Origin of the sequence: Mesorhizobium sp. WSM1293 (genome assembly GCF_000513875.1) — a bacterium.
Lineage (GTDB): Bacteria > Pseudomonadota > Alphaproteobacteria > Rhizobiales > Rhizobiaceae > Mesorhizobium > Mesorhizobium ciceri.
Genome location: NZ_AZUV01000001.1, coordinates 787,302 through 813,362 on the forward strand (window position 1 = coordinate 787,302; position 26,061 = coordinate 813,362).

Annotated in this window: 30 protein-coding genes and 1 pseudogene; 15 read left to right on the forward strand and 16 right to left on the reverse strand. The window is 63.0% G+C overall.

Features of this window, described 5'->3' with window-relative positions; genetic code table 11:
• Positions 1-37 precede the first annotated feature (37 nt).
• Genes M729_RS0103925 through M729_RS0103940 form a run of 4 tightly spaced genes read left to right on the forward strand, consistent with a single transcriptional unit; the run spans position 38 to position 3,879 of the window.
• The gene (locus tag M729_RS0103925; RefSeq protein WP_027160812.1) at positions 38-898 is read left to right on the forward strand and encodes a xanthine dehydrogenase family protein subunit M; all 861 of its coding nucleotides are present in this window, start codon (positions 38-40) and stop codon (positions 896-898) included.
• Positions 898-1,374, forward strand: a complete 477-nt coding sequence (locus M729_RS0103930) for a (2Fe-2S)-binding protein (protein ID WP_013530647.1) — start codon at positions 898-900, stop codon at positions 1,372-1,374. Before M729_RS0103925 ends, M729_RS0103930 begins: the two co-directional genes overlap by 1 nt.
• 1 nt (position 1,375) lies before the next feature.
• A complete protein-coding gene (locus tag M729_RS0103935) occupies positions 1,376-3,646 on the forward strand; it encodes a xanthine dehydrogenase family protein molybdopterin-binding subunit (RefSeq protein ID WP_027160813.1) in 2,271 nt (756 codons plus the stop codon).
• A complete protein-coding gene (locus tag M729_RS0103940; RefSeq protein WP_024501711.1) occupies positions 3,634-3,879 on the forward strand; it encodes a MoaD/ThiS family protein in 246 nt (81 codons plus the stop codon). The genes M729_RS0103935 and M729_RS0103940 overlap by 13 nt, the downstream gene beginning before the upstream one ends.
• A 306-nt stretch (positions 3,880-4,185) precedes the next feature.
• Here M729_RS0103940 and M729_RS0103945 read toward each other — a convergent pair whose 3' ends face one another.
• From M729_RS0103945 to M729_RS0103960, 4 genes and pseudogenes are all read right to left on the reverse strand, one after another.
• Positions 4,186-6,243 carry a TRAP transporter permease gene (locus M729_RS0103945; RefSeq protein WP_013530644.1) on the reverse strand — a complete coding sequence of 686 codons (2,058 nt, stop codon included), beginning with the start codon at positions 6,241-6,243 and terminating at the stop codon, positions 4,186-4,188.
• 86 nt (positions 6,244-6,329) lie between these two features.
• Positions 6,330-7,319: a TAXI family TRAP transporter solute-binding subunit gene (locus M729_RS0103950; protein ID WP_050596173.1), complete on the reverse strand. Its 990-nt coding sequence runs from the start codon at positions 7,317-7,319 to the stop codon at positions 6,330-6,332.
• A 251-nt stretch (positions 7,320-7,570) separates the two neighbouring features.
• A pseudogene (locus M729_RS1000000136850) lies at positions 7,571-7,767 on the reverse strand (ABC transporter permease); the annotation flags it as partial.
• A 34-nt stretch (positions 7,768-7,801) separates the two neighbouring features.
• Positions 7,802-8,158 (reverse strand): hypothetical protein, encoded by a 357-nt coding sequence (locus tag M729_RS0103960; RefSeq protein WP_027160815.1) that lies wholly within the window; start codon positions 8,156-8,158, stop codon positions 7,802-7,804.
• A gap of 257 nt (positions 8,159-8,415) precedes the next feature.
• Here M729_RS0103960 and M729_RS0103965 point away from each other — a divergent pair, with 257 nt between their 5' ends.
• Positions 8,416-8,856, forward strand: coding sequence for a hypothetical protein (locus M729_RS0103965; RefSeq protein ID WP_024501715.1), 441 nt, complete (start codon positions 8,416-8,418; stop codon positions 8,854-8,856).
• Positions 8,857-8,859: 3 nt separating this feature from the next.
• On the opposite strand, the gene M729_RS0103970 is transcribed toward M729_RS0103965, so the two are convergent.
• Entirely contained in the window at positions 8,860-10,482 is a 1,623-nt protein-coding gene (locus tag M729_RS0103970) for an ABC-F family ATP-binding cassette domain-containing protein (RefSeq protein WP_027160816.1), read from the reverse strand.
• Positions 10,483-10,739: 257 nt separating this feature from the next.
• Between M729_RS0103970 and M729_RS0103975 the strand changes: the two genes are divergently transcribed.
• Positions 10,740-11,045, forward strand: a complete 306-nt coding sequence (locus M729_RS0103975; protein ID WP_027160817.1) for a hypothetical protein — start codon at positions 10,740-10,742, stop codon at positions 11,043-11,045.
• A gap of 90 nt (positions 11,046-11,135) precedes the next feature.
• On the opposite strand, the gene M729_RS0103980 is transcribed toward M729_RS0103975, so the two are convergent.
• Together M729_RS0103980 and M729_RS0103985 are read right to left on the reverse strand one after the other, a co-directional pair.
• A complete protein-coding gene (locus M729_RS0103980) occupies positions 11,136-12,269 on the reverse strand; it encodes a transporter substrate-binding domain-containing protein (protein WP_224621835.1) in 1,134 nt (377 codons plus the stop codon).
• Positions 12,270-12,510: 241 nt separating this feature from the next.
• Positions 12,511-13,110, reverse strand: coding sequence for a YdeI/OmpD-associated family protein (locus M729_RS0103985; RefSeq protein ID WP_027160818.1), 600 nt, complete (start codon positions 13,108-13,110; stop codon positions 12,511-12,513).
• A 263-nt stretch (positions 13,111-13,373) separates the two neighbouring features.
• Here M729_RS0103985 and M729_RS0103995 point away from each other — a divergent pair, with 263 nt between their 5' ends.
• Positions 13,374-13,985 (forward strand): hypothetical protein, encoded by a 612-nt coding sequence (locus M729_RS0103995; protein WP_027160819.1) that lies wholly within the window; start codon positions 13,374-13,376, stop codon positions 13,983-13,985.
• Positions 13,986-14,006: 21 nt separating this feature from the next.
• On the opposite strand, the gene M729_RS0104000 is transcribed toward M729_RS0103995, so the two are convergent.
• Positions 14,007-14,480 (reverse strand): cupin domain-containing protein, encoded by a 474-nt coding sequence (locus M729_RS0104000; protein WP_027160820.1) that lies wholly within the window; start codon positions 14,478-14,480, stop codon positions 14,007-14,009.
• A gap of 65 nt (positions 14,481-14,545) precedes the next feature.
• Between M729_RS0104000 and M729_RS0104005 the strand changes: the two genes are divergently transcribed.
• A complete protein-coding gene (locus M729_RS0104005; RefSeq protein ID WP_024501721.1) occupies positions 14,546-15,007 on the forward strand; it encodes a MarR family winged helix-turn-helix transcriptional regulator in 462 nt (153 codons plus the stop codon).
• A 129-nt stretch (positions 15,008-15,136) separates the two neighbouring features.
• Complete coding sequence (locus M729_RS0104010) at positions 15,137-15,865, forward strand: SDR family oxidoreductase (RefSeq protein ID WP_027160821.1); 729 nt, start codon at positions 15,137-15,139, stop codon at positions 15,863-15,865.
• A 16-nt stretch (positions 15,866-15,881) separates the two neighbouring features.
• Here the strand turns inward: M729_RS0104010 and M729_RS0104015 are convergent, their stop codons facing one another.
• Together M729_RS0104015 and M729_RS0104020 are read right to left on the reverse strand one after the other, a co-directional pair.
• A complete protein-coding gene (locus M729_RS0104015) occupies positions 15,882-16,856 on the reverse strand; it encodes a LysR family transcriptional regulator (RefSeq protein WP_027160822.1) in 975 nt (324 codons plus the stop codon).
• A 15-nt stretch (positions 16,857-16,871) separates the two neighbouring features.
• Positions 16,872-17,777 carry a S1C family serine protease gene (locus M729_RS0104020; protein ID WP_013530631.1) on the reverse strand — a complete coding sequence of 302 codons (906 nt, stop codon included), beginning with the start codon at positions 17,775-17,777 and terminating at the stop codon, positions 16,872-16,874.
• A gap of 196 nt (positions 17,778-17,973) precedes the next feature.
• On the opposite strand from M729_RS0104020, the gene yghU reads away from it, so the two are divergent.
• Positions 17,974-18,840, forward strand: a complete 867-nt coding sequence (gene yghU, locus M729_RS0104025; protein WP_013530630.1) for a glutathione-dependent disulfide-bond oxidoreductase — start codon at positions 17,974-17,976, stop codon at positions 18,838-18,840.
• A gap of 84 nt (positions 18,841-18,924) precedes the next feature.
• Here yghU and M729_RS0104030 read toward each other — a convergent pair whose 3' ends face one another.
• Together M729_RS0104030 and M729_RS0104035 are read right to left on the reverse strand one after the other, a co-directional pair.
• Positions 18,925-19,227: a DUF1236 domain-containing protein gene (locus M729_RS0104030; protein WP_013530629.1), complete on the reverse strand. Its 303-nt coding sequence runs from the start codon at positions 19,225-19,227 to the stop codon at positions 18,925-18,927.
• A gap of 616 nt (positions 19,228-19,843) precedes the next feature.
• Positions 19,844-20,062 carry an exopolysaccharide production repressor protein gene (locus tag M729_RS0104035; protein WP_224674556.1) on the reverse strand — a complete coding sequence of 73 codons (219 nt, stop codon included), beginning with the start codon at positions 20,060-20,062 and terminating at the stop codon, positions 19,844-19,846.
• 323 nt (positions 20,063-20,385) lie between these two features.
• Between M729_RS0104035 and M729_RS0104040 the strand changes: the two genes are divergently transcribed.
• The 3 genes from M729_RS0104040 (at position 20,386) to M729_RS0104060 (ending at position 22,227) form a co-directional block, all read left to right on the forward strand.
• Positions 20,386-20,673 (forward strand): hypothetical protein, encoded by a 288-nt coding sequence (locus M729_RS0104040; RefSeq protein WP_027160823.1) that lies wholly within the window; start codon positions 20,386-20,388, stop codon positions 20,671-20,673.
• A 964-nt stretch (positions 20,674-21,637) separates the two neighbouring features.
• Positions 21,638-21,937, forward strand: coding sequence for a DUF1236 domain-containing protein (locus M729_RS0104055; protein ID WP_013530625.1), 300 nt, complete (start codon positions 21,638-21,640; stop codon positions 21,935-21,937).
• A 77-nt stretch (positions 21,938-22,014) separates the two neighbouring features.
• Entirely contained in the window at positions 22,015-22,227 is a 213-nt protein-coding gene (locus tag M729_RS0104060; protein ID WP_013530624.1) for a hypothetical protein, read from the forward strand.
• Between the two features lie 304 nt (positions 22,228-22,531).
• On the opposite strand, the gene M729_RS0104065 is transcribed toward M729_RS0104060, so the two are convergent.
• Positions 22,532-23,083, reverse strand: coding sequence for an isochorismatase family protein (locus M729_RS0104065; protein ID WP_027160825.1), 552 nt, complete (start codon positions 23,081-23,083; stop codon positions 22,532-22,534).
• A 111-nt stretch (positions 23,084-23,194) separates the two neighbouring features.
• Positions 23,195-23,398, reverse strand: coding sequence for a hypothetical protein (locus M729_RS0104070; RefSeq protein WP_024501727.1), 204 nt, complete (start codon positions 23,396-23,398; stop codon positions 23,195-23,197).
• 35 nt (positions 23,399-23,433) lie between these two features.
• On the opposite strand from M729_RS0104070, the gene M729_RS1000000136855 reads away from it, so the two are divergent.
• Positions 23,434-23,523, forward strand: a complete 90-nt coding sequence (locus M729_RS1000000136855) for a hypothetical protein (RefSeq protein WP_081714185.1) — start codon at positions 23,434-23,436, stop codon at positions 23,521-23,523.
• 203 nt (positions 23,524-23,726) lie between these two features.
• Positions 23,727-23,837 (forward strand): hypothetical protein, encoded by a 111-nt coding sequence (locus tag M729_RS1000000136860; protein WP_084652553.1) that lies wholly within the window; start codon positions 23,727-23,729, stop codon positions 23,835-23,837.
• A 60-nt stretch (positions 23,838-23,897) separates the two neighbouring features.
• Here the strand turns inward: M729_RS1000000136860 and M729_RS0104085 are convergent, their stop codons facing one another.
• A complete protein-coding gene (locus M729_RS0104085) occupies positions 23,898-25,094 on the reverse strand; it encodes a hypothetical protein (RefSeq protein WP_027160826.1) in 1,197 nt (398 codons plus the stop codon).
• Between the two features lie 193 nt (positions 25,095-25,287).
• On the reverse strand, positions 25,288-26,058 hold the full coding sequence (locus tag M729_RS0104090; protein WP_027160827.1) for an exodeoxyribonuclease III: 771 nt from the start codon (positions 26,056-26,058) through the stop codon (positions 25,288-25,290).
• Positions 26,059-26,061 lie beyond the last annotated feature (3 nt).

Here is a 26,061-nt window from a genome sequence, read left to right on the forward strand (position 1 = left end):
TAACGGTCGCTGAAATCGCGATGACCAAGGGGAGACGATGCGCTACATACGTCCGCTTTCAATAGAAGATGCCGTTGGCCAGTTGGCCGGGTCGGCTGGTACGGCCGCCATCCTCGCGGGAGGCAGCGACCTCCTGGTCAGGATGAAGGGCGGCTTTGCCGAACCAGAGTTGATCGTCGACATCAAGGCGATCGATGGCTTGAGCGAGATCCGGGAGACGGCTGAAGGCTTCAGCATCGGCGCCGCGGTCCCTTGCGCCGTCCTGGGAGAGAACACCGCCCTCAAGAAGGCATGGCCTGGTGTCGTCGAGGCGGCCAAGCTGATCGGCTCCAAGCAGGTGCAGGGCCGCTGCACCATCGTGGGCAATCTCTGCAACGCCTCGCCGGCTGCCGACAGCGTGCCGGCGCTGGTTGCCGCCGGCGCCAAGGCAGTGGTCGTCGGGCCGGCGGGCAGGCGCACGATCCCCGTACAGAGCGTGCCGACCGCGCCGGGCAAGACGTCGCTGGCCAAAGGCGAGATCATCGAGGCGATCCTGCTCGACAAGCGCGAGCCGCGGTCTGGCGATGCCTATCTGCGTTTCATTCCACGCACCGAGATGGACATCGCGGTGGTCAGCGCCGGGGTGAACCTGACGCTCGACGAGCACGGTGTCGTCAAATCGGCCCGCGTGGCGCTGGGCGCCGTGGCGGCGACGGTGCTTCTGGTTGAAGAGGCCGCGGAGGTGCTCGTCGGCTCCAGGCTGGACGAGGCGACGCTGGAGCGGCTCGCCAAGGTCTGTGCGGGCGCCTGCCGTCCCATCGACGACAAGCGCGGCACTATCGAATTCAGACGAAAAGTTGCGGGTGTGCTGGCCCAGCGGGCCGCCACATCAGCCTATGCACGTGCAGGAGGCAAATGATGGCTGGAATTGCAGTTTCAACGACAATCAACGGCGATGCTGTCGAGTATCTGTGCCAGCCCGACGAGACGCTGCTCGACGTCCTGCGCGATCGGCTGGGGCTGACGGGCGCCAAGGAAGGCTGCGGCACCGGCGACTGCGGCGCCTGCTCGATCATCCTCGATGACCGGTTGGTGTGCTCATGCCTGGTGCTCGGCGCCGAGGCTGAAGGCCGTCGCGTCGAGACCATCGAGGGCATGGCGCATGGCGATACGCTGCACCCGCTGCAGCAGAAATTCCTCGAGCACGCCGCATTGCAATGCGGCATCTGCACGCCGGGCTTCCTGATCGCGGCCAAGGACCTCCTGGCCAAGAACCCCGACCCGACCGAGGAGGAAATCCGCTTCGGCCTTGCCGGGAATCTCTGCCGCTGCACCGGTTACGACAAGATCGTGCGCGCCGTCCAGGATGCGGCCATCGTGATGAAGGGAGCCTGAGATGAATTTCGATCCACGTTTTTCCGGACGTAAATTCGCCTCCGTCGGCACGCGTCCGATCCGTCCCGACGGCATCGACAAGGTGACGGGCCGCGCGCGCTACGGCGCCGACTTCAACATGGCCGGCCAGCTGGTCGGGCGTGTTCTGAGAAGCCCGCACGCCCACGCCAGGATCGTCAAGATCGACATTTCGAAGGCGGAAAAGCTCGCCGGCGTCAAGGCGGTGATCACCGCGGCCGACCTGCCCGACCTCACCGATGGCGATGCCGCCATGTACGACGTCCTCGACAATTGCATGGCGCGCACGAAGGCGCTCTATGACGGCCACGCAGTGGCCGCGGTCGCCGCGATCGATGCCCGCACCGCCAGGCAGGCGCTGAAGCTCATCGAGATCGAGTACGAGCTTTTGCCGCACGTCACCGATGTCGACGAGGCGGCGAAGCACACGGCGCCCTTGATCAATGATGCCATCTTCACCGAGGGCCTTGAGGAAAAGCCGGTAAAACCCTCCAACGTCACCAAGCGCAGCCAGTTTGGCCATGGCGATGTCCATCAGGGTTTCGGGCACGCCGACTTCATCGTCGAGCGCTCCTTCAAGACCGAGCAGACGCACCAGGGCTATATCGAGCCGCATGCCTGCGTGGCGAATTTCAGCTCCGACGGCACCGCCGACCTCTGGGTGTGCACGCAGGGCCATTTCGTCTACCGCCAGCACTGCGCCCAGTTGCTTGGCATGGAAGCCTCGAAACTGCGCGTCACCTCCTCGGAGATCGGCGGCGGTTTTGGCGGCAAGACCCATGTCTGGGCCGAGCCGGTGGCGCTGGCGCTGTCGCGCAAGGCAGGACGGCCGGTGAAGCTGGTGATGACCCGCGACGAGGTGTTCCGCGCCTCGGGCCCGACCAGCGCCACCTCGATCGACGTCAAGATCGGCGCCCGCAAGGACGGCACGATCACCGCCGCCGAAGCGACGCTGCGCTACAGCTGCGGCCCGTATGCCGGCTCCTGGGCCGAGATCGGCGCCATGACCGCGTTCGCCTGCTACAAGCTCGATAACGTCAAGACGGTCGGCTACGAAGTGCTGGTCAACCGGCCGAAGACCGCGGCCTATCGCGCGCCTTCCGCACCCATGGCAGCCTTCGCGGTGGAAAGCGCGGTCGACGAACTGGCCAAGAAGATCGGCATGGACCCGGTCGACTTCCGGATCAAAAACGCCGCGCAGGAAGGCACACGGTCCTCCTACGGTCCGGTCTACGGACCGATCGGCATCGGCCCGACGCTTGAGGCGGTGAAGAGCCATCCGCACATGAAGGCGCCGCTGGGCAAGAACCAGGGCCGCGGCATGGCTTGCGGCTTCTGGTTCAACTTCGGCGGCCAGACCTGCACCGACCTCAACATCGGCATGGACGGCTCGGTCTCGCTTGCCGTCGGCACGGTGGACGTCGGTGGCTCGCGCGCGTCGCTGTCCCTGGTGGCGGCGGAGGAACTCGGCATCGACTATTCCCAGGTCAAGGCGATCGTCGCCGACACGTCCAGCCTCGGCTACAACGACATGACGGACGGCAGCCGCGGCACCTTCTCCTCTTCCATGGCAACGATCTCGGCCGCTCGCAACGCGATCAAGATCCTGCGCGAGCGCGCCGCGCAGATGTGGGACATTGCCGTCGACGACGTGGTCTGGGAAAAGGGCCACGCGATCGCCAAGGGCGAGAAGCACGGCAATCTCGGCAAGCTGTCGCTGAAGGAGATCGCGGTCGAGTCGGGCAAGACCGGCGGACCGATCGCCGGCCACAGCGAGCTCGTCGCCGATGGCGCCGGCGTCTCCTTCGCCACCCATATCTGCGATATCGAGGTCGATCCCGATACCGGCGCCGCCAGGGTCGTCCGCTACACGGTCGTGCAGGATGCCGGCAAGGCGGTGCACCCGACCTATGTCGAGGGACAGTACCAGGGCGGTGCCGCGCAAGGCATCGGCTGGGCGCTCAACGAGGAGTATATCTACGGCAAGGACGGGCGGCTGCAGAACGCCGGCTTCCTCGACTACCGCATCCCGGTCTGCTCGGACCTGCCGATGATCGACACCCAGATCCTCGAAATCCCTAACCCCAACCACCCTTACGGGGTGCGCGGCGTCGGCGAGACGTCGATCGTGCCGCCGCTGGCGGCGATCGCCAATGCGGTGTCGAACGCCGCGGGCGTGCGCATGACGCACATCCCGATGTCGCCGCCGCGCATCCTTGCCGCGATCGAGGCGGAACGGGAATGGTCGAAGTAACGCTCTGGGGCTCGCTCGCCGCGACCGCCGGAGGCAACAGCAAGGTCGAGATCGAGGCCAAGGACATAAGGGAGCTGTTCAGGAAGCTGGCTGAACAGTATCCCGGCCTCGAGCCCTTGATCGACAAGGGCATCGCCGTTGCGATCGACGGGACGATCTATCGCGATACGTGGTCGAAGAAGCTGCCGGAGGGGGCGGAGATTTTTCTGCTGCCGCGATTGGCGGGGGGATAGGCGGACACATGGCAGGGTAAAAGGTGCACTGTCACCGTAATTCCCGTAATTCTCGTAATTCTAAGAAGGCCAAAAACCGCTGTTGGATTCGACCGGGAGGAGGGTCTGATTTGCGCCCCATGCCGGTCATCGCCACGGCTCATCGCCTCTTCTCACGAGCGGACATCTTCGCGACTAGGCTGAAGCTCGCTCGGCGCCGAGAACCCGCAGCGGAATGTCGATGGTCCGCCCTCTCATCTTTCCGTCCGCCCACCGCATATGCGCGACGTCGAAACTCCGGGAAGGATTGCGTTGGAGCGGCGCTGATCAGACTGGTTGCGCCTCTTCAGTGTGGCGTGCGTTCCATTGGCGCAGCAGGACCGGGACCAAAAGCGCCACGCCGAGTAGCGAGGAATAGAGTTCGGGTGCCACCAGAAGCAGGGCGGCGAACACGAGCAGCACGTTTTCCCATGGGCGTGTGCGCACCAGAAGATAGCGCGATAGCGCGGCGCCCAGGCAGGTGATGCCCAGCACGCAGCCGAAAAAGGCGAGGAAGAAGTTCGGCCAGGTGAAATCCTTCGTCACCAGCAGCAGGGACGGTGAGAAGACGAACACGAAAGGAACCAGTGCCTTACCCATCCCCAGCCGGAAGGCGGTGTTGCCGGTCTTGAACGGGTCCGCCCCCGCCATGCCAGCGGCGGCGTACGCCGCCAGCGCCACCGGTGGCGTGATGTCCGCCAGCAGTCCGTAATAGAACACGAAGAAGTGAGCGACGATCGGCTCGGTGCCGAGCATGACAAGCGCCGGCGCCGCGATCGTCACCATAATGATGTAGTTCGCGGTCGTCGGGATGCCGCAGCCCATCAGGATGCAGACGACGCCAGTCATGATCAAGGTGAACAATAGGGTCAGGCCCTGGGCCGAGAAGATCGCCTCGGGGATGAAGGTGCCGAAGAGAAGGGAAAGGTGTCCGGCCGTCGATGTGACGATGTAGGACAGCTTGAAGCCCACTCCGGTCAGGGTGACGACGCCCACGACGATGCCGACGGTTGCGGCAGCGGCTCCGACTGCGAGCGCATATTTGGCGCCGTCGCGCAGGCACGTCACGATGTCGGCGACCGACATGCGCCGGCGCGGATTGAGCAAGCCGACGAGAATACACAAGGTGATGCCCCAGAAGGCGGCCATGTAGGGCGTGTAGCCCGAGAGCAGAACGCCGATGAGAACGACGAGCGGGATGATCGTCGGCCAGTCCCGCTTCAGCGCCTCGACGACATCGGGCATCTCGTCCGGCCTGAGCCCCCTGAGGCCGGTTCGCTTGGCCTCGAAATGCACCTGCATGAACACGCCAAAGAAGTGCATGAAGGCGGGCACGATGGCGGCAAGGATGATGGTCGTGTAGGGCAGTTCGAGAAATTCGATCATCAGGAAGGCCGCTGCGCCCATGATCGGCGGCGTCACCTGACCGCCGGTCGAGGACGCCGCTTCCACCGCTGCGGCGAAATGTTTCTTGTAGCCGAGCTTGATCATCGCCGGGATGGTCAGCGAGCCGACGGTAACGGTGTTGGCGACCGACGAGCCGGAAATCATGCCGAACAGCGCCGAGCCGAAGATCGACACCTTGGCGGGACCGCCGGCGTAGCGGCCGGCGACCCACGCCGCGCAGTCGAGGAAGAGCTGGCCGAGGCCAATGCGGGTGGCGAAGACGCCGAACAGCACGAAGTGGAAGACGTAGGTGGCGACGACGCCGAGCGCGATGCCGTAGATGCCCTGCGTCGTCAAATAAAGGTGATCGACAAGCTGGGAGACGGACGCGCCGGGGTGCACCAGAATGCTCGGCATGTACCGCCCCAACAGCGCGTAGGCCATGAAGACGACGGCGATGATGGGCAGCGGGATGCCGACGGAGCGGCGCGTCGCCTCCAGCAGAAGCAGGATGAGGATAAGGCCGAACACCACGTCGAGCGCCGTGGGATTGCCGACGCGGAAGGCAAGGTCGTCGAGCGGGATCATAGGCACGTGCATGACGACGACGACCGCAGCGATCGCCAGCAGCCAGTCGAAAAGGGGTATGCCGAGCGGCCGCAGGAGGCTGGACCGCGCGGGCTGGTCGTAGCTTTTCTTCACCAGCGGGAAGACGAGGAAGATCAGCGCCAGCACCATCGACAGGTGGATGCCCCGGTGCAGCATTTCTTGCAGCAGGCCGAAACCGGCGGTGTAGTAGTGAAACAGTGACAGCGCCACCAGGAGGAAGCCGACCAGCCAGCCCGCGACACGGGTCAGTGGCCGGAAGCGGATTTCGGAGTCGAATTTCTCCTCCAGTTCGCGAGCGTTCTCCTCATCGAACTCCATTGCGGAAAGCTTGATCTTGTCGTCATCGCTCATGGCCGGTTCCGTGTCCTGAATTTCCAGACAAAAGAGGCGGAAAGCATCCCTTCCGCCTCGTTGTTGTCAGCCGGTCCAAATGGCTCTTATTTCAGGGTGCCGACTTCCTTGTAGAATTTCTCTGCGCCGGGATGAAACGGAATGCCAGCGCTGGTAACCGCGTTCTGGAGCGTGATCAGCTTGCCCTTGGCGTGGCCTGCCTGCAGGGCCTTTTGGGTTTCGTCGCTGTAAAGCGACTTGACGATCTTGTAGACGAGGTCGTCGGTCTGCTTGGCGCTGGTCACCCATTGAGCGGCGACGGAAATGGTCTTGGTTTCGCCGACATTTTTGTAGGTGCCTTCCGGCACGGTATCGGTGGAGAAGAACTTCTGCTCGGACAGCAGCTTGTCGGCCTCCGGGCCGGTGATCGGCACCAGCGTGATGTTGTTGGTGGTGGCAAGCTCAACGATTGCGCCCGTCGGATAACCACCGACGAAGAAATAAGCGTCCATGGCGCCATCCTGCAGCCGCTCTCCGGCCGGGCCAGGCTTGAGATATTCGGGCTGCACGTCCTTTTCAGCCAGACCGTAAGCGCCAAGCACAAGTCGCGCATCGACGATGGTGCCGGAGCCCGGCTCGTCAAGAGAGACGCGTTTGCCCTTGAGATCCGCCACCGACTTAATGCCGGCGTCGGCACGCGCGACCAAATGGATCGTCTCGGGATAAAGCGTCGCGATGAGGCGCAGGTCGTCAACCTTGGGCTTGCCCTCATAGAGGCCGGTGCCCGAATGCGCCCAGTAGGCGACGTCGGATTGCGTGAAGCCCGATTCGGACGCGCCCGACTGGATGGCGCTGATGTTGGCCACCGAACCGTTGGAGGACGTGGCGGTGGCGACCAAGCCTTCGACGCCGGCCGCCCCGGTTGCCGAGATGGCGTTGGCGATCAGGCCGCCCACCGGATAGTAGGTGCCGGACGTTCCGCCCGTGCCGATGCGGAAAAACGCCTGCCGCGCGCGTGCCGGCGAAAATCCGGCCGCAGCCAAAGCCAGAGCGCCCGCGCCTATGGAAAAGGTGCGGCGGTTGATCGAAATAGTCATGCTACCTCCCAGTCTAAAAACCGGCAGGATGTTGCAGCGGCCAAGGTGTTGTCAACCTGTACACGCTTTTTGAGAGCGGATCGGTCCTCGCGGGCTGGCCGTGGCGCATCCTCAATAGGTGCAAATTTTGAAGAAGCACCAAAATTCGATCTGAGCCTTTATCATTGGTTGAACGGCAGTAGTTCGCATCCTTGCGCCAAAAGCTGCCTGTCTGAATTCGGCCCAAAGCAGCCATTCACCTCAACCCGCCCCTATCTCTCCTCCACAATCCTCAAATAAACCGCCGTCACGAACAGCACGATCAGCCCGACAAGATCCGCCTTGCCCCTTCCGGCATCTGCAGGATCGTCAGCAGCGTCGTCAGCACGGCCAGAATCAGGGCGCCGAGGATGGTGCCGGTGTAGACACCGCGGCCGCCGAAGATCGAGGTGCCGCCAATGACGGCGGCCACCCCGGCGCCTTCTGCCGGAAGGCGCGGCAGGCTATGGATACTTGGTCAGCGGTACGGCAGGGTTCAAATCGCCCTGCAGTTCCTTCGGCAGCGGCAGGCTTGAGCATTGCAGGTGCACTTCGCGGGCGAACAGCTTTCGTTGCTTCTGCTCATGCTCCTTGATGGCTGCGACGAGCCCCATCGAGTATGGACCAAGCAGGACGCCGAAACCCCATCCCGGATGCTCTTTCTCGCGAGCCTCGTAATCCGAAGCCGCCCTGCGGGCCTGCTGGCATGCCGGGGAGGCCCATTTCTGGTCCTGCTGCGAAAGCGACGCCTCATAGTCGACCGGGGAGGTCGCGCACCCAGCCACTGCCGCAGTCAATGCGAGGCAGATTGCGTTTCTCATCCGAAGCCTCTCCTAAGCCTTGTGAAGGGCCTGCATAGACCTGTTCATCCCACAAGGCGATAGCTGCGGTCAGGTGCCCTCCCCACCCTCCGCAACCCGCCGCCCTCTCCCCGGCCTTCCCGCAGCCGGATTCGAACGATGCCTGGAACCAAATCACGGGGCCTGGAACCAAACCACGGGCGAGACTGTTCAGTTGTAGCTTTGATCCCACGCTGACATCCCGGCCGGCAAAGCGGCGACATTGAGGAGTTCTCACCATGAAGATTTCATCCGGATTTCGTTCCATCGCGGTTGCCGCCATCGCCACCGCAAGCATCGGCTTTGCCAGCGCCGCGCATGCCGACAGCGGCACGATCCGCTTCGCCGTCTACAAGGCGGCCTTCTTCGTCGGTGGCTCCGGAGGCGAAGGAACGCTGACCTTCCATGGCCGCCGCTATCCCATCTCGGTCGGCGGCGTCTCGGGCGGTCTCGCCTTCGGCGTCTCCAAGACCTATTTCCGAGGTACCGTGCGCCACATCAAACGTGCGCGGGATGTGACCGGGGTCTACGGTGCGGCGGGCGGTGGCGGCGCGCTTGGCAAAGGGGCTCAGGTGATCGTCATGACCAATGACAAGGGCGCCCAGCTCGAATTGACGGGCAGGCAGGTCGGCCTGCAGGTCAACGCCGACCTCAGTGGCATGAGCATCTCGCTGCGGTAAGAGCTAGCTCCTCAGGCCCGGCGCTTCCTGCCCCGTCCGCTCGACATATTCCGTATAGCCGCCGCCATAGGTGTGGATGCCTTCGGGCGTCAGCTCCAGCACGCGGTTGGAGAGCGCCGCCAGAAAATGCCGGTCGTGCGAGACGAACAGCATGGTGCCCTCATACTGCGAAAGTGCCGTGATCAGCATCTCCTTGGTGGCGATGTCGAGATGGTTGGTCGGCTCGTCCAGCACCAGAAGGTTGGGCGGGTCGAACAGCATCAGCGCCATCACCAGCCGCGCCTTCTCGCCGCCTGACAGCACGCGGCACTTCTTCTCGATCTCGTCGCCGGAAAAACCGAAGCAGCCGGCAAGTGCCCTGAGCGGCGCCTGGCCGGCCTGGGGAAACGCGTCCTCCAGTGTCTGAAACACGGTGCGCTCGCCTTCCAGCACCTCCATGGCGTGCTGGGCGAAATAGCCCATCTTGACACTTGGGCCCCGCGCGACCGTGCCGGTATCGGGCTCGGAAGCGCCGGCGACCAGCTTCAGAAGCGTCGATTTGCCGGCGCCGTTGACGCCCATGATGCACCAGCGCTCGCGGCGGCGGACCTGGAAATCGAGCCCCTCATAGATGCTGCGGCTGCCATAGCCCTTGTGGACGTTCTTCAGCGTGACGACATCCTCACCGCAGCGCGGCGCCGGCAGGAAATCGAAGGACACGGTCTGGCGGCGCTTCGGCGGCTCGACGCGGTCGATCTTGTCCAGCTTCTTCACCCGGCTCTGCACCTGCGCGGCATGCGAGGCGCGCGCCTTGAAGCGCTCGATGAAGGCGATCTCCTTGGCCAGCATCGCCTGCTGGCGCTCGAACTGAGCCTGCTGCTGCCTGTCGGCGATCGCCCGCTGCTGCTGGTAGAATTCGTAGTTTCCGGAATAGGCGGTCAGCGAACCGGCGTCGATCTCGACCACCTTGTTGACGATGCGGTTCATGAACTCGCGGTCGTGCGAGGTCATCAACAGCGCGCCATCATAGTTCTTCAGGAAAGATTCCAGCCAGATCAGGCTCTCCAGGTCGAGATGGTTCGACGGCTCGTCGAGCAGCATGGCGTCGGGCCGCATCAACAGGATGCGGGCCAGCGCCACGCGCATCTTCCAGCCGCCGGACAGCTTTCCGACATCGCCGTCCATCATCTCCTGCGAAAAGCCGAGACCGTCCAGCACTTCGCGGGCGCGGCCATCCAGCGCATAACCGTCGAGTTCCTCGAAGCGGTGCTGCGCCTCGCCGTATTTTTCGATGATCTCGTCCATCTGGTCGGCCTGCTCGGGATCGGCCATGGCCGCCTCGAGCGCTGCCATCTCGGCCGCGACTTCGCTGACCGGCCCGGCGCCGTTCATCACTTCGGCGACAGCGCTGTGGCCTTCCATGTCGCCGACATCCTGGCTGAAATAGCCGATGGTGACGCCGCGATCGACCTGCACCTGGCCTTCGTCTGGCTGCTCCTGGCCGGTGATCATGCGAAACAGCGTCGTCTTGCCGGCGCCGTTCGGCCCGACGAGGCCGACCTTCTCGCCCTTCTGCAGGGACGCCGACGCTTCGATGAAGACAAGCTGACGGCCGTTCTGCTTGCTGATGCTTTCAAGTCTGATCATGCGGTGTCCGGGGAATTTTGCTTGCGTGAAACGATTTGCCCGGCGCCTTACGCGAAGGATAGCCGCAAAGGAAGAGGCGCAAGCGCCGCACACCGCCGATCTCCCCCTCGTGGGGGAGATTGGCAGCTTCACCGCCAGACACACTCCAGAAACAAGATTCAACATCCGGGAAAAACTCGCGAAAACATCGCCTGTCATAACCACCCTCGCGGCGGTCACGCGGCCTGCGGCACAACGCGAAGAAATGGTCCCGAAACATGCAACGACGTTCGACCGGATGGAAGGGTGCCCTGACAGGCATTTCGCTCGCCGTGCTTGCGGTCGCACAGTCGGATGCGGCGGTCACCCGGAGCGAATATTGCAGCCGGCTCGGTCTTCAACTCGACGGAGCCATCCAGACCAAAGCCAAACCCGGTGCCAGTGCGAGCCAGATCGCCGAGGCAACGGCACTCCAGGACAAGGCGAACCGGTTCTGTGCCGAGCGCAAGCAGGCGCAAGGCATCCGGACCTATGCCAATGCCCTGAAACTTCTTGGCGTGACACCGGTCGACCTGGACCAGTGACACCAACCATCAATCCTGAAAGACAGGCCGCCACTCTCGGATAGCGACGGCGGTTCTTCCAGCGCATAGCACCGCTGAAATTGCTGCCGGCTACTTCTCGCCCAGATACTGGAAGACGGCCTGCTTCCACCAATCGCTTTCGATGGTCTGCAGGAGGGCGACATCGAGAGACTTGCGCAACGGGCTGCCGAGCGGCAGCGCAATGGCATATTGCTGCTGGTCGAACGTCGCATCGAGAACCTGCAGGCTTGTCGCGTAATTCTGCCCGACCAGCCAGCCAAGCAGCGGCTTGTCGTGCACCAGCGCGTCGATCTTGCCGGCGCGAAGCGCGTTGAGGCCTTGCTGGATCGAGGCAAAGTCCTGATGACGGATCTGGGTCGAATCCAGATAGGACGCCGTCGACGAGCTCTGCACCGCGCCGACCCTGACCGCGGCGAGATCGCTTTCGCCCTGCACCATGCCTTCCATCTGCGTCACCGTCAGCACCGATGTGACACCCGCGGTGAACACCGCGATCGCGATGATCGATCCCATCATCCAGAGCGCGGCCAGCACGCGCCCCGGCACGGTTCGCGGGCCGAAATCACCGGTGCTGGCCTGCGTCGCGGCGATGGTCGACCACCACATGCTGGAAAACAGTCCCTTGGCGACGCCGCCGCCGAAATCGTCATTGTGCCGGCGTTCGAACATCCAGATGAGGACGCCGACCACCACCGATATGATGACCAGCGCCAGAACCGCCTGCAGGAAGCCGAACGACGTCAGGGCATGCAGCACCGGCCGCCATGACGGCTGGTTGTTGAGCGGCGTCGCGATGCCGAGCCCGGTCGTAAAGAAGGGCTGCGTGAAGTCGACGGCCTTTTCGCGGTCCGCCGTGACCGTGATCGCGGCCATCGCCGCATCGAACCTGCCGCTGACGACACCATCGATCTGGTCCTGCACGGCAGGCACTTCGACATAGTGGAAGCGCAGGTTGAGCCGCCCGGCCATTTTCTGCCAGAGGTCGATGCTCAATCCCGACCAGCTGCCGTCCTGCAGCTTGAACGCAAAAGGCGGCGCCTGTTTTATCCCGACCGAGATCTCTTTTGCCGGCGAGGCCGAGGGGGAAGCCAAGTCGGGAGAAGTCTGATCGGGCGAAGTCTGGGCAAGCGTGACCCCGGCTCCCACACACGCGACGATGACAATGAGACCCAGCGCCATCGTCCACGAAGCAACTCTTCTCAACGGCAACGACTCCCAGCGACCGGTCCGCCGCTCGATCGTCGCGGCTTTCGAAGGGTAGCCGCCGTGCCCTCCTCCGTCCACCAGCGATGTCGTTGCTGAAGCGGCCGCGCCACGCCGACCCCCAATTGCGCGAAAACAAGCAGTTGGAACAATTTCGCGATTCAAATCCTGAAGCGCTTCGCGCAACGAGGGATCCCTTGAGGACAGGCTTGCGGCGCCGAAGACGAACTCGCGCCAAACCTCACTTCCTGCCTTGCGGATGGATCGTCTCACCGCGCTTCAGCATTGCCACAAACGCTTCGATCTTCCTCTTGCGCCCGGCCTCCGTCTTCATGTTGTGAATGCGGAAGGCGAGCGCGAAGCGGTTTTGCGCGCTGAGCTTTGCCAACATCGCCTTCGCAGCGGGTTCGGCGTCTATGGCCGCTTGCAAATCATCGGGAATTTTCATCTCCTTGCCGCTGCCATAGGCGCGCGCCCAGCGCCCGTCCGCCTTCGCCGCTTCGACCTGTTTGAGCCCATGCTCGGTCATGCGGCCCTCCTCGACCAGCCGCGCCACATTGTCGATGTTGATCAGGCTCCAGATGCTCTTCCTGCCGCGCGGCGTGTAGCGCTGCAGGAAGCTCTTGTCGTCCAACCCTTTGCGCACCGCATCGATCCAGCCGAAGCACAGCACCACGTCGATGGCTTGCTTGGGGGTGATCGATTTCAATCCCGACCCCACCTTGTGCACCTTGATCCAGACTTCGGTTTCCGTGGCGTGGTGCTTGCTCAGCCAGGCGTAGAAGCCGGCAGGATCCGCAAATTCATGAACCTTGGCGGGATCGACCTTGATCGGCGCCATCAGTCGGCCTGTCCGTTCGATGCTGTTGCCGCTCGCGTCATCGCTCTCACTGTCGTCCTGCCTCCGGCATCATGCCCATCGTCATTGGCCAGCATCGTGGCATGAATTGCATCAGTTTCCGGCAGCAAACTTGGCAGGCGCGGACGGCGTTCCTTCGCGCCCGTCGGCCCGAACATTTTTCTTCCCGCCCCACTGTAGAAAGTCCCGGAATACCTGCCATGCTCGTGCTCGGGCACGCCGTCTCGCTCCCGGGGGAATACGCCATGAAATCTCTGTTGCTCGCCTTTATGTTGTTTCTCCCCACGGCCACCCTCGCCGAGCCGATCGAAACCCGGAAGATCATCACGGCTGTGACTGGCGATTTCAATGGCGACGGCGCCGTCGATCTTGCCATGGTGGTGGAGACCGAACCCGGCCATCCGATGGACGTCCACTTCTTCCTCAGGGACAAGGAGCACAATTACCTCAAACCCGTCGAGATCGTGCACGAGCAGATCCAAGGGGAATGGAACGGCTACGAGCGGGCGGGCTACGAGAACTCCGACACCGAGCCGGAACTGACGATGCTGCCCAACGGCTCGATCAAATTCTACCTGCCAGCGATGGAGATCGGCAGCGAACGGACCGACATGACGCTGACCATCGCCTGGCGCAATGATGCCTTCATCGTCGCCGGCTTCGCCTATGACCACTATGACTATTTGAAGGAGAATGCCGAAAGCGCCTGCGCGTACAATGTGCTGACCGGCAAAGGCACCAGCAGCGAAAAGCAGCCGGACGGCAGCACCAAGCACAGGAACGTCTCGGTCGAAGGCCAGACCATCGCCTTCAAGGACTGGAACCCCGGCACCACCTTCAGCGCTTGCGGCGCGTGATCGACGCCTCTTCGACCGACTTCAGCTTGGCGGCGGCGCTGCCGGCGTCAGCCCGTGGCGGCGCATGATGTCCATCATCCCAGCCTTGTCCGGCGGACCGCCGGCGGCGGCGTGGAACATGGCGAATATCTCGCGGAAATAGTCCGGACCGATCGCCGCTGGTGTGACGACGCACAGCGCTTTCGCATCCGCGCTGCCATTGTTGTCGAAGCGATGGACTGCGCCACGCGGGATGCACAGCGCTTCTCCCGGTCCGACCTCGATCGGCTTGCCGTCGACGGTCCAGGTCAGCACCCCTTCAATGCCGTAGATCGTCTCTTCGTAGTGATCATGGCTGTGCGCCGGCGCCAGCAGGCGCAGTCCGCTGGCAACCCTCAACTCAAAGGCGGCGATGCTGCCGTTCGAACTGTCGCCCGTCACCAGGAAGCGAATCGACAGCCCCTTGTCGCCGATGGTCTCATTGGCTGGATTGACCTGAAGATTCATGACCGACATTGCGCAAACCCCTCCGGTAAATTACATTTACTCGCTATCAGTAAACTCAATTTACCGGATCGTCAATGCCCACCTCAACGGAAGTTCTACAGACCAAGACCGAGAACCTGCTGATCGGCGCCCTGCTGCGCGTGCCGGCACAAGCGATCCAGCGGCGGCTGATCAAGGAGCTCAACGCCGCCGGTTTCGACGAATTGCGCCTGCCGCATATGGCGGTGTTGCAGTTTCCCGGACCGGACGGCGCGCGGCCCGGCACCATCGCCGAGCGTGCCGGCATGAGCAAACAGGCCATCAACCAGCTGCTCAGCAGTCTCGAAGGGTACGGCTACCTCGTCCGCTCCGACATTCCCGGCGATGGCGGTGCGCGCGTGGTGCGATCCACGGAACGCGGTCATGCCGCGTTCTGGAAAATGGTCGATATCCTGCGCGACATCGAGGAGGAATGGCGCACCGAACTTGGGCCGGAGCGCTTTGCCCAGCTGAAAGCTCTGCTGTTTGTCGTCTGGGAAAGTCCGCTGGTGCGCTGAGCCAGAGACGGCGCTCGTCCGCCCTGCTCCATCGGCCTTTCCGATGGCACTATCGGTTTCTTCCGTTTCCTTCTGTCGCGCCGAACTGCCAATTCCTGCCCTTGTCCATCCAAGCAAAGGCAGAGCGAAATGAGCATTTCGAAACAGAAAATCCTGATCGTCGGCGGCGGCTCCGGCATGGGTCTGGCGCTGGCCCGGCACTGCGTGGAGGCCGGTGCGGCGGTTGTCATCGCCGGGCGCGGCCAAGACCGGCTGCGGCAGGCGCGCGAGGCGCTCGGCAATCCCGCCGGGCTGGAGACGGCCGTCGTCGACATCGCGCGCGAAGACCAGGTCTCGGCGCTGTTCGCAGCGATTGGCGGACTCGACCACATCGTCTGCACCGCAGCCGACATCGAAGGCGCCTACCGGCTGCTGCCGGAGCTTGACCTGAAGGCGGCGCAAAGGGTGGCGGAGAGCAAGCTGTATGGCCCGCTGCTGCTCGCCAAGCACGGTGCGCCGCGGCTGGCAGCATCCGGCTCCATGACCTTCGTCTCCGGTATCGCCGCCTATCGCCCAGCCGCACGCGGCTCCGTCGTTGCTGCTGTCAACGCAGCGCTCGAAGGCCTCGTGCGGGCGCTGGCGGTCGAGTTGGCGCCGATCCGCGTCAATGCCGTGTCACCCGGCTGGGTCGACACCACGATCTGGGCGCAAGTGGCCGGCGACAGGAAGGACGAGACGTTAGCCGCGATGGCCAAGCGGCTGCCGGCCGGGCGGATTGGCCAACCCGATGATATCGCCGACGCCATTGCCTTCCTGATCGGCAATGGCTTTACCACGGGAACGACGCTGCATGTCGAGGGCGGCCACCGCCTGATCTGAACCGCCGCTGCTTCCGTCAGGAGTTGTTTGCAAACAAGGCCTTGGAGCGGTTCGACGATTCAAGTCCTGAACCAGCCTTGGCGGGCTGCAGGGCCGGCACCAGCGTGTCGCGCGCGGCAGTGAGCAATTGCTTAAGCGCCGGCAGCTGGACGCGCCGGCGGCGCCAGATCATCACCAGCGGCGCTGTCCGCATCTGGCCGGGCCATCGCATTTCGACAATGTCGCCGCGTGCCAGCGCATCCGTGACGGCCAGGCGTGGAACGAGGGCGAGCCCCGCGCCGGCCGCCACCAGCCGCGCAATGGCGCCGATGCTGCCGACCTCGTTGGCAAGTCTGGGTGCGGCAGCGCCCGCCTCGGCAAAGGCCGTGTCGAACATGTGTCGGTAGATACATCCGGGCTCCGTTGCCACGAACTGCAGTTCGCCAAGCGCGGCAAGGTCGCCTGGCACGCTGCCCTGCCCCGGAGCCGCGACCAGCACCAGCGGTTCGGCTGCTATCGTGCGCCTGGCGAAGTGTTTATCCGACGCGCCCTTCGCGAAATCACGGCGGTCGAAGCAGAACGCGACATCGATGTCGCCATCCTCCAATTGGCGCAGCAGCGCGCCGCTGCCCGCCACCTTCATCCGCACGGTGATGTCGGGATGGCCGGCCTGGAACCCGGGCAGCCAAGGCGCCAGCCTGGCCGACGCGATCGTCTCCAGCGCGCCGATGGTCAGGTGCCCGCTTGTCTGTCCTGCCGCTGGCTGCACGGCCGCGCGCGCCTCGCCGTCGAGCCGCAACAAATCCTCGGCGATCGGCTTCAGCGCTAGGCCTGCCGGCGTCAGCTCGAGACCGGACTTCGCGCGCGTGAACAGGGCAGCGCCAAGCTCGGCCTCGAGCGCCAGGATCTGGTCGCTGACGCTCGATTGCGCGAGGTGGACCACTTCTGCGGCCCGCGTGATGTTGCGGCTCCGCGCCACCGCAAGGAAGGTTTTGAGCAGTCTTGGATGCATCGCGTGGCTGACGCGCTATTGCAGCTGCGGCTTCTTCAGAAAACTGCCGCGGTCGGCGGACTTGACGCGCAGCCAGGTTTCGCGGCCGTCGCGCAGCACCCGCATCGGAATCTCGGCACCGGCCGAGCCGCTCTCCCACAGCTTGCGATAGAAATCGGCGAGTCCATCGACCGCGCCGTCGCGGATGTCCGAGATGATGTCGCCCTGGCGCAGGCCAGCCTTGGCCGCCGGACCGCCTTCGGTCACGCTCATCACCACCACTCTGCCATCGCTTTCGGCCGACAGGGCGCCGAGCCATGGCCGCGGCGGCTTGGCCACCTGGCCGCGCGTCAGGAGATCGTCGAGTATGGGCGGCAACAGATCGATCGGCACCACCATGTTGATGTCGGCGACCTCGCCATTGCGGCTCATCTGCAGGCGCAGCGAACCGATGCCGAGCAGCGAGCCATCGGCGCCGAACAGCCCGGCACCGCCCCAGGACGGGTGCGCCGGCGCAATGAAGATCGCCTCGTCGAGCAGATACTCCCAATAGCCGGCGAATTCCTGCTTGGTGACGATCCTGGCCTGCACCGACTGGCCGATGCCGTCGGCCAGCACCACGGCGTCGCCGATCCTGGCCTTGCCGGCATCGCCCAGCGCCACCGCCGGCAGGCCGAGCGGCGCCAGCGCCTGCACCAGGCCGAAGCCGGATTCCTGGTCGTAGGCCAGCGCGTGCGCGGGGATGACGCGGCCGTCATGGCTGGTCAGCCAGACCTCTTCCGCTTCGGTGATGAGATAGCCGATGGTCAGCACCAGCCCGTCATTGCGAATGACGACGCCGCTGCCTTCCCTGAGCGTGCCGAGCGCCCCGGCCGTAAAGGCATCTTCGGGAACAGTGGCCCGCACGGCAACGACCGAGCGCGGATTAGGATTGATGGTCATGCTTTTGTCCTGGGTGGGCTTTGGCGACATCTTCTATAGGTATGCCACGCAGGAGAAGGCGCAAGGGTAAGAGAAGAGCCCAATTGCCGATGTTGGCACTGCGGGCATCGATAATAGTTCAACGCAAGTTGAACTTACACATCCGCAGCCCTAGTTTATGGCGACCTGCCATCCTTCCCCGACACGAGGCCACGAAATGACCGACTACACACCGCCGAAAGTATGGACCTGGAACAAGCCGAGCGGCGGAGCCTTTGCCAGCATCAACCGGCCGATCGCCGGGCCGACGCATGACAAGGAACTGCCTGTCGGCAAGCATCCGTTGCAGCTCTATTCGCTGGCGACGCCGAACGGCGTCAAGGTCACCGTCATGCTGGAAGAGCTTCTGGCGCGCGGCCACAAGGGTGCCGAATACGATGCCTGGCTGATCCGGATCAACGATGGCGACCAGTTCGGCAGCGGCTTCGTCGAGGTCAATCCAAACTCCAAGATTCCGGCCCTGATGGACCACAGTGGCACCACACCGGTGCGCATCTTCGAATCCGGCTCGATCCTGGTCTATCTCGCCGAAAAGTTCGGCGAATTCCTTCCGACCGAACAGCCGGCCCGCGCCGAGGTGCTGTCCTGGCTGTTCTGGCAGATGGGCTCGGCGCCGTATCTGGGCGGCGGCTTCGGCCACTTTTATGCATATGCGCCGGAAAAGTTCGAATATGCCATCGATCGCTTCTCGATGGAGGTGAAGCGTCAGATGGACGTGCTCGACCGCCGGTTGGCCGAGACTGAATATCTCGGCGGCAAGGACTATTCCATCGCCGACATGGCGGTGTGGCCCTGGTATGGCGGGCTGGCACTCGGCCGCATGTACAATGATTCCGGCGAGTTCCTGTCGGTGCACGAGTACAAGCATGTGCAGCGTTGGGCGAAGGCCATCGACGCCCGCCCGGCGGTCAAGCGCGGCCGCATGGTCAACCGCGCCTTCGGTGAGCCTGCCATGCAACTGCATGAACGCCACGACGCCAGCGATTTCGAGACCAAGACGCAGGATAGACTGGCCGCCGAATAGGCCATCGCGGGTCGCGGCAAAGGAAACCCGCCCCGACGCGACGTTCGGGGCGGGTTTTTCCCAAGGTCCAGTACTGCGGGATCCCTAGTGCAGCACTTCAACAATCTGGCGGGTCTCCGGATCGACGAGGACCGTCTGGTCGTTGATCACCGCGACGCGGTATTTGACGTCGGGCACCTCACGCAGTTCGACCGTATCCGGCACCGACGAGCCGAGCTTGAGCTCGACGCCCAGAAGGTTCACCGAGGCAAGCGGTTCTCTCTTGATGTATTCGCGAACGACTGTCTCCTGCTCCGGCTGGACGACGACGACGTTTTCCGCCAGCGCCGCACCAATCCCGCCCATCAGGACGACGGCGGTCGCCGCGCTCGTAAGATAAAGTCTCATGGCCATCTCCTAGTGATAACTGAATTCCGCCCTCCATAAAAACTCCACCGCTGCCATGCGGTTCCATCGTAACTTCAGAATTGGAGATATTACGATTGCAGACTGGATATTGATTGGTTGCTGATCAAACGTTCGGCAGACAGCGTTCAAGAGTTTGAAAACTTGCACAGATATGTACGGATATTTAGAGGGAAAAAATTCAATCTGAGCACCAGTGCGCCAAATCGGCCGCGCATCCGCCTCTTCATCTGGATGATTTGAAAGGCTCCGGCACGAAAAGGGCTCGCCCCGCCGGGAGCAGAGCGAGCCATAACAGTACCGATGGAGGCGGCAACCTCATCGACACTGCCAGAGAACGCGAAGCATCAGCACTTGTTCCCAACCTGTCGGCCTGAGCACAATGCGGAGCGGTCGCGCATGCATCCTCCCATGATAACGCTGGGCCGAAATCTCCAGCAGGGATATGCTCAGAAGGCGCCGTCTCAGCGACCAAACACCTTGCCGTCGGTCGTGATCGCGCTGGTGGCGACGTTCCCCGAGTTTGCCCGGGCGCACGCGCTCGAGTGGACGGCCTGGTATGGAAACGCCATTCCTGATCGGTCCCGGTCACCCGGTCTCAAAGCTGGACACCGTCGCGATGCAATGGCGGAAAGGCGTCTACCGGATCCTGGCTCGGCACGATGTCATGTGCGCGCCTGAAGATCAGCCTCACGACGAGCACGAAGTAGCCGACCTGCAGGACAAGCAGCGTCGCTATCGTCCAGGCAAATGCCTCCCAGAAGGAGCCGGTGGTCATATAGGTCCAGACCGCGACGATGACGGCCGTGGCTGACATTCCTACGAGAAACTGTCCAAAATACATGGTTTCCAAAACCGTCGAAACCGCGCCGGTTCCAACCAGTCCCTGCCTCATTTCATTTCCCGCGGACAACATTTCATTATTTTAGCAACTTCGCAAGTAAGGGGTCGCCGCAATGCGTTCTCCATTTGCGCGGCAACTTGGCAACCGTGCGGGCCGCGGCCGCGGTGCTGGCGGGGCTGGGCTGACACGCCAGCCGTCGACAATCCAGGAGCACGCCCGGTCTTTGCACTTCGGGTCCGGAACAAACGCCGGCACGCCGAGTTTCGCCTCCAGTTCTTCAACGATTGGAGGCCAGCATGGCACCTCGCAACAAACCAGGCGCCGACATCGAAGATGACGCACCGCGGGCGGATGGGCCGACCATCGAGCAGCAGGATTGGGATGCAATCAAGGGCGGCGAGATCCTGCCAGAGTCCGCGCCGGAAAACGGCGACATGCGTTATGGCGTCGAAAAAGACGGCGATCTGCCGGACGAGGACGACGATAACGCGTACCAGGACAGCGACGACGCCCTCCCCGATGATGAGGAAGAAGCCGCAATCACGCACGATCAGACCCGAGAGGACGGATTCGACGAGACGTGAGCTATTCGTCGCCCGAGACATGACTGCCTGTTGTTGAACTTGCCAAAGCCACATTTTCCATGCCCGGTTCGCGGGCGATTTTGCTTGGCCAGCTAAGTTTTCCGCCCAGGCAATATATCAGGTTTACCTAAAGTGACGGAACATCCAAGGGACATTATCGGAACTGAACAAGGCCCCTTGGACCTTTGCGCTCGGCAGATAAGACCTTGGTCCTACAGGAAAAAGCAAAAGCCCAAAGTGACCGATTGAGGCTTCCAATGAGGGAACATCGGGCCTCGCTTGTCGTTTGTCGCAGAACTCGGCACCGCCGGGTGTCTGGAGAACGCCGCGATGGTCCACCGATCCACCATCATCAAGACAGGCTATGGCCCAGGAACGGCGATTGCCGTGCTCATGGTTGGATTGACGGCGGTGGGCATCGTGTTCCTCATTCTCGGCAGTTCGCTTTACTTCAGCGAGCAGCCTACGGATCAACGTGTCTTGTCTTCGCCGCCGGCTCGATCGATACACACGGCCCGATAACCGAGCGGCAAACTGGACGAGCAACTGCTGGACGATAGCGACGAGCAGGCCGGCGTATGGTAAAGATAGAGGGTTCGCCAGGCGCCGAAGCGGCTTGCGAACCCTCTCAGCGCAGGAAGGGACGTTGCTGCGCCGTTCGACGACATGTCAGCCAAGGACTATTCCCATCACCAGAAAGGTAACGGCTGTCGCGAAAATCGGTGCGAGCAACCAGCGCGCTTGGCCAACACTTTTGTCCATCTGTTTCTCCGAATTCCGGGAGACAAACAGCCGTGAACAGAGAGCCGTTCCCGTCGGTAAGACCAATGCGCTCTCGGGCCAGACTTAAGTCGCAGACAGCATCCGACCGAAGCCCAATCTGAGGAACATTTTCAGTTGGCTCAAGTTCAGTTGCCGTCAGCGTTGGACGATCTTGTCATGCTGACTCGCAAGGAGAAACAGTATGAAAATGCACCTAACGGGCGCCGCAGCGGCGCTGTTGCTGTTGGCCGGAGTGGGCGCCGTTGCCGCTCAGGACGTTGTCATCCAGCCTGAACAGGACACGGTCATCCGCGAGTATGTGAAGAAGCAGCCCCTCGCTTCGGTCAAGATTCCCGGCGTGGAACTGAATGTTGGTAGCGCGTTGCCGGACACGGTCGAGCTTCATGAGATCCCCGACGTCAAATACCGCTACGTGGTGGTCGACAACCGCACCGTCCTGGTGGATCCGGGCACCCGCAAGATCGTCAAGGTCTACGACTGAACTTGGAATTGTCCCAAACCCGCCGCCAGCCATGGCGGCGGGTTGCCCATGTCAGTTTCCAATCAGGACGAGTGAAGATGATAAGCAAAGCTGTGACATCCCCTGCTTTGGGCGTTCGCCTGGCCGATCTCCAAGCCCGGATGCGCGATGCGCGGGTGACGGATGCCGAAATGAAAACCTTTCAAAAGGTCGCGGCCATCATGGAAGATCGTCACGGCCGGATCGATGGCGACGACCTGATTGCGGTGTCGTTCCTCGCCGATCCGGTGCAGCACCGGCAAACGCCTTAAACGACATTCCCAATAACCAGCAGACTTTTTGACTCCCGGACCGGGAAAGCGCGCCGAAAGTCTCAGCCGAATCCGCCCTTTTGCTCCGGCCTATTCCGCTTTCGCGGAAGTTTCGAGCGGCACGCAATGTGCAATGTTGCTAATGCGGCGGTACGAGCCGACCTGGTTGACGCGGGCGCCCGAGCCATCCCAACAATGCGCCCCCCCGTCCGCGTCGACCACGGCAGGCGCCCGGCGCTGTCTTCCCTCGCGAAGTCCTCAAGCCGGCCTGCCTGATAATGCGGCCTGCGGCGACGTTCGGGCTTCAGCCGCCGACAAGCGCCTTTGTGGTCACCAGATTGACGCCGGCCTCGGCGAATTCGCCATTGTGCCTGATGATGACCTGCTCGGCACTCTCGCTGGCATTGTCCAGCGTGCTGTGCGCATCGGACACCACGGTCACGCCGAGCCCTCTGGCGATCGCGCCCTTGACCGTCGCGGCCACGCAAAAATCGGTCTGCGCGCCCAGGAGCACGACAGCACCCGCACCCTGCCCGGCAACCCAGTCGCCGAAAGCGGGATTGCTGAAAGCATCGCGCACGGATTTGGCAAAGGTCGGCTCGTCCGCAGCTTGGCCAAATGCGGGCCAAACCGGCCAGCCCGGCTGATCCGGTGCCAACGGATCGCCTTCGGGTCCATCATGCCTGACAAATGCGACCTTGCGCCCGCTGCGCCGCGCCCAGTCGATCACCGCTTTGGTGCGCTCGACTATGCCTGGCGCATCATAGATCGGCGGTTCGTGCACGCCGTCGAACATACCGGTCTGGAGATCGATGACGATGAGCGGCGCGTTGTCTGGGAGGCTGGATGCTGGCATGGGCTTTACATAGCACGGCGGACAAGGTGATCAAGATTTGCTCATTCCGACGCGCCGGCAAACAGCACGACGCCGTCACCGCCGTTGGGCGGCCAGTCGCGGGTGGTGCGATCATTGCCGCCAGTCAGCACCGCGGCGGACGCCCGCATAGATGGGACCGGTCTTGCTGTCGAACAGCGCGATCTGGTGGCCAGTGTCCATGCCCCATAGCCGGGCCGTGCCGTCGAGCGAGCCGGAGGCCAGCCGCTGGCCGCCAGCCGATAGCGCCAGGAGGGCCGCCGTCGGCGCCCGGCTTGGTTGACACATGTCGCGCATCTGCCATGCTCGCCGAGGATTCTGGAGAGATCACGATGAAGAAGACTTACGCGAAGCCGACTTTCGTCAAGAAGGGCAAGCTTTCCGCTGTCACGGCAAACGCCCCGAGCAGCGTCACGCTTTAATCCGGCGCATCTCTGGCGGATCGCGCCGGCGCTGGAGAGCAAACTCCAGGTGCAATTGGTTTTGGGATGGCCCGAAACAAAGAATAGGGACCCTGGCCCCTTGTCGCGCATTGTTGGGTTTATTGTTTGTTGCTTTCAGCTCGCATGGTTGACAGATGGCCGCAGTATGGCATCATCAGACTGGAATTTTAGGAGATTCTGATATGAAAAAGATTTATGTGAAGCCGTCGTTCTTGAAAAAGGACCGTCTGTCGGCGATCACAGCGTTAAACGGCGCCTCTATTATTATTTCAAACGGCGCCGCGCCGCTCTGACCGTAAACGCACCCTGATTGAAGCGGGGCGAAATTCGCTCCGCTTTGGCATGCCCAAATCTCAGCGCGTCAGGACCAAATCGTCCACGACCATTTGCCAATAGTGCTTCGTCGACAGGCGAACACGCGTTACAGCTTTGAGCATTGGAGCGTAGTGCAACGGCGTCAGCGCCGACAGCGTGATCTGATCGCTTGCAATCAGCTGCTCGCCAAGCCAGCTTTCGATCAGCGCTACCTCCCCTTCCGACGCCAGCCAGGCGGCGCTCAGCATGACCGAGTGAAAGCCGAACGGCCGTTCGCAGCTGAATTCGGCAGGCAGCCCGCTGCTGGTGTAGAGCACATGGTCACCGGAGACGTTGCCATTGACATAGCCCTGGCTGTCCTTGGTGTAGTCGCGCGCCATCGCATTCAGGTTGCGCCACGCCAATCCGGCATGACCGGCCGGAATTTTCCTGAAGGTGCGCGACGTCACATCGTCGAAACCGATCGTTTCGAGAGCGGCATCAGTGGCAATGCCGGCGCGTTGCGCGGACAGCAGGCCGAGATCCGCCGAGTAGGGCGACAGCGTCAGCCGCCGCTCCAAGCCTTCGCCACTGATGCTGACCGTGTCGGCTTCTTCAGCCAGGTCGAAGCTGAAGACGGCACCCGGCGCCAGTGTCCGCGTCTCCAGGACGTGCCCGTCCCCCGACACGGAGAGGGTCGCGGGTCCATCGCCGGCAACGCGCCCGCTGACGCGGCGCGGCGGCGCCAGACCGACCGGCAGCAGCATCTCCTGTGATACCATCCCGGCCGGCGAACCCGGCAGCGGCAGGAAGTGTCGGGACTGAATGTCGTTTTCGCTTTTCGCCTGCCAGCCGGGCGGCACCGAAACCACAAAGCGCCAGTTGCCCGGCTTGCGGATCACGGCCTTTCTGCTTTTCACCGACATGGGGAAATTGGCAAAGCCGGCATTGTTGGTGCGCGCGGACGCGGCGAGCTTGCCGGCTTCGTCATACAGCCGCACCATGATCCCGGCCATCGGCCGGTCTCCGGCGCCGTATTTGCCGTCGCGATCGACATCGAAATAGACGAAGGACGAGTAATTGAGCATGCCTCCGCGGCCGCTCCAGTCGGTGCGGACGGCATAGTCGGCAGCCGGATTGGTCTGCCGCCGTCCCTTGCGGCGGCTGCGCTTCCGCCACAGCCGCCAGGACACGACAGCTGCCGCAAGCACCACAAGGGCGGCGAACAGTATCTCGACAGCGCCCAAGTCAGGCATGGAGCCTCGTTTCACAGATCTCGTGGAGGATTGCGTTCATGGGCGATCCGGCTGCGTCGGAATACTTTGCCGACAGGTTATTGCATGTCGGCCAAAAGCGAACCCGGGTTTGGGACAGCGACATGCATCAAGACAAAAGACTTAAAGCGCGTTGCATGGATCCGTTCAAGCGCGACGCATGAAAGCAGTCGCCTTACTTCAATTCCACCCACACCGGCGCATGGTCGCTGGCACCGTCCTCGCCGCGCACGTCGCGGTCGATGCCGGCGGCGGTCAGGCGGCGTGCCAGTTTCTTCGACAGCAGGATGTGATCGAGCCGGAGGCCTGCATCGCGCCGCCAGCGGTTGCGGCGATAATCCCAGAATGTGTAAAGCGTTTCCTTCGGATGCTTCTTGCGCAGGGCATCAAGCCAACCCTGGTCGAGCAGGCGCCGGAACGACGCCCGGCTTTCCGGCTGCACCAGCGCGTTGTCGTCATAGGAGCGGGTGGCGTAGATATCGCGCGGCTCGGGCACGATGTTGTAGTCGCCGGCCAGCACCACCGGCAGGCCGGTGTCGAGCAACTGTTCGGCATGCACCTCCAGCCGCGCGTGCCAGGCGAGCTTGTAGGCGAATTTCGGGCCGGGCTGGGGATTGCCGTTCGGCGCATAGAGGCAAGCGACGACAATGCCATTCACCGCCGCCTCGATGTAGCGGCTCTGCCTGTCGGCTTCGTCGCCGGGCAAGGCATCGCAGGTCAGCACCGGTTCGGGGCCCCGCGCCAGGATGGCGACGCCGTTCCACGTCGGCTCGCCCTTCCACACCGCGCCATAGCCGGCCGCCGCCAATGCCGAGCGCGGAAACTGCATGTCGCGTGCCTTCAACTCTTGCAGGCACACGACATCGGGCTTTGCCACAGCCAGCCATGTCAGCAGGTTTTCAAGCCGGCTGTTGATGTTGTTGATGTTGAAGGAGGCGATCTTCATCGC

Excerpts from the sequence above, each read along its gene's own strand:
- M729_RS0103925 (WP_027160812.1), top strand. The coding sequence starts at position 38 with ATGCGCTACATACGTCCGCTTTCAATAGAAGATGCCGTTGGCCAGTTG.
- M729_RS0103930 (WP_013530647.1), top strand. The coding sequence starts at position 898 with ATGGCTGGAATTGCAGTTTCAACGACAATCAACGGCGATGCTGTCGAG.
- M729_RS0103935 (WP_027160813.1), top strand. The coding sequence starts at position 1,376 with ATGAATTTCGATCCACGTTTTTCCGGACGTAAATTCGCCTCCGTCGGC.
- M729_RS0103940 (WP_024501711.1), top strand. The coding sequence starts at position 3,634 with ATGGTCGAAGTAACGCTCTGGGGCTCGCTCGCCGCGACCGCCGGAGGC.
- M729_RS0103945 (WP_013530644.1), bottom strand. The coding sequence starts at position 6,243 with ATGAGCGATGACGACAAGATCAAGCTTTCCGCAATGGAGTTCGATGAG.
- M729_RS0103950 (WP_050596173.1), bottom strand. The coding sequence starts at position 7,319 with ATGACTATTTCGATCAACCGCCGCACCTTTTCCATAGGCGCGGGCGCT.
- M729_RS0103960 (WP_027160815.1), bottom strand. The coding sequence starts at position 8,158 with ATGAGAAACGCAATCTGCCTCGCATTGACTGCGGCAGTGGCTGGGTGC.
- M729_RS0103965 (WP_024501715.1), top strand. The coding sequence starts at position 8,416 with ATGAAGATTTCATCCGGATTTCGTTCCATCGCGGTTGCCGCCATCGCC.
- M729_RS0103970 (WP_027160816.1), bottom strand. The coding sequence starts at position 10,482 with ATGATCAGACTTGAAAGCATCAGCAAGCAGAACGGCCGTCAGCTTGTC.
- M729_RS0103975 (WP_027160817.1), top strand. The coding sequence starts at position 10,740 with ATGCAACGACGTTCGACCGGATGGAAGGGTGCCCTGACAGGCATTTCG.
- M729_RS0103985 (WP_027160818.1), bottom strand. The coding sequence starts at position 13,110 with ATGGCGCCGATCAAGGTCGATCCCGCCAAGGTTCATGAATTTGCGGAT.
- M729_RS0103995 (WP_027160819.1), top strand. The coding sequence starts at position 13,374 with ATGAAATCTCTGTTGCTCGCCTTTATGTTGTTTCTCCCCACGGCCACC.
- M729_RS0104000 (WP_027160820.1), bottom strand. The coding sequence starts at position 14,480 with ATGTCGGTCATGAATCTTCAGGTCAATCCAGCCAATGAGACCATCGGC.
- M729_RS0104005 (WP_024501721.1), top strand. The coding sequence starts at position 14,546 with ATGCCCACCTCAACGGAAGTTCTACAGACCAAGACCGAGAACCTGCTG.
- M729_RS0104010 (WP_027160821.1), top strand. The coding sequence starts at position 15,137 with ATGAGCATTTCGAAACAGAAAATCCTGATCGTCGGCGGCGGCTCCGGC.
- M729_RS0104015 (WP_027160822.1), bottom strand. The coding sequence starts at position 16,856 with ATGCATCCAAGACTGCTCAAAACCTTCCTTGCGGTGGCGCGGAGCCGC.
- M729_RS0104020 (WP_013530631.1), bottom strand. The coding sequence starts at position 17,777 with ATGACCATCAATCCTAATCCGCGCTCGGTCGTTGCCGTGCGGGCCACT.
- yghU (WP_013530630.1), top strand. The coding sequence starts at position 17,974 with ATGACCGACTACACACCGCCGAAAGTATGGACCTGGAACAAGCCGAGC.
- M729_RS0104030 (WP_013530629.1), bottom strand. The coding sequence starts at position 19,227 with ATGAGACTTTATCTTACGAGCGCGGCGACCGCCGTCGTCCTGATGGGC.
- M729_RS0104035 (WP_224674556.1), bottom strand. The coding sequence starts at position 20,062 with ATGTCAGCCACGGCCGTCATCGTCGCGGTCTGGACCTATATGACCACC.
- M729_RS0104040 (WP_027160823.1), top strand. The coding sequence starts at position 20,386 with ATGGCACCTCGCAACAAACCAGGCGCCGACATCGAAGATGACGCACCG.
- M729_RS0104055 (WP_013530625.1), top strand. The coding sequence starts at position 21,638 with ATGAAAATGCACCTAACGGGCGCCGCAGCGGCGCTGTTGCTGTTGGCC.
- M729_RS0104060 (WP_013530624.1), top strand. The coding sequence starts at position 22,015 with ATGATAAGCAAAGCTGTGACATCCCCTGCTTTGGGCGTTCGCCTGGCC.
- M729_RS0104065 (WP_027160825.1), bottom strand. The coding sequence starts at position 23,083 with ATGCCAGCATCCAGCCTCCCAGACAACGCGCCGCTCATCGTCATCGAT.
- M729_RS0104070 (WP_024501727.1), bottom strand. The coding sequence starts at position 23,398 with ATGCGCGACATGTGTCAACCAAGCCGGGCGCCGACGGCGGCCCTCCTG.
- M729_RS1000000136855 (WP_081714185.1), top strand. The coding sequence starts at position 23,434 with ATGAAGAAGACTTACGCGAAGCCGACTTTCGTCAAGAAGGGCAAGCTT.
- M729_RS1000000136860 (WP_084652553.1), top strand. The coding sequence starts at position 23,727 with ATGAAAAAGATTTATGTGAAGCCGTCGTTCTTGAAAAAGGACCGTCTG.
- M729_RS0104085 (WP_027160826.1), bottom strand. The coding sequence starts at position 25,094 with ATGCCTGACTTGGGCGCTGTCGAGATACTGTTCGCCGCCCTTGTGGTG.
- M729_RS0104090 (WP_027160827.1), bottom strand. The coding sequence starts at position 26,058 with ATGAAGATCGCCTCCTTCAACATCAACAACATCAACAGCCGGCTTGAA.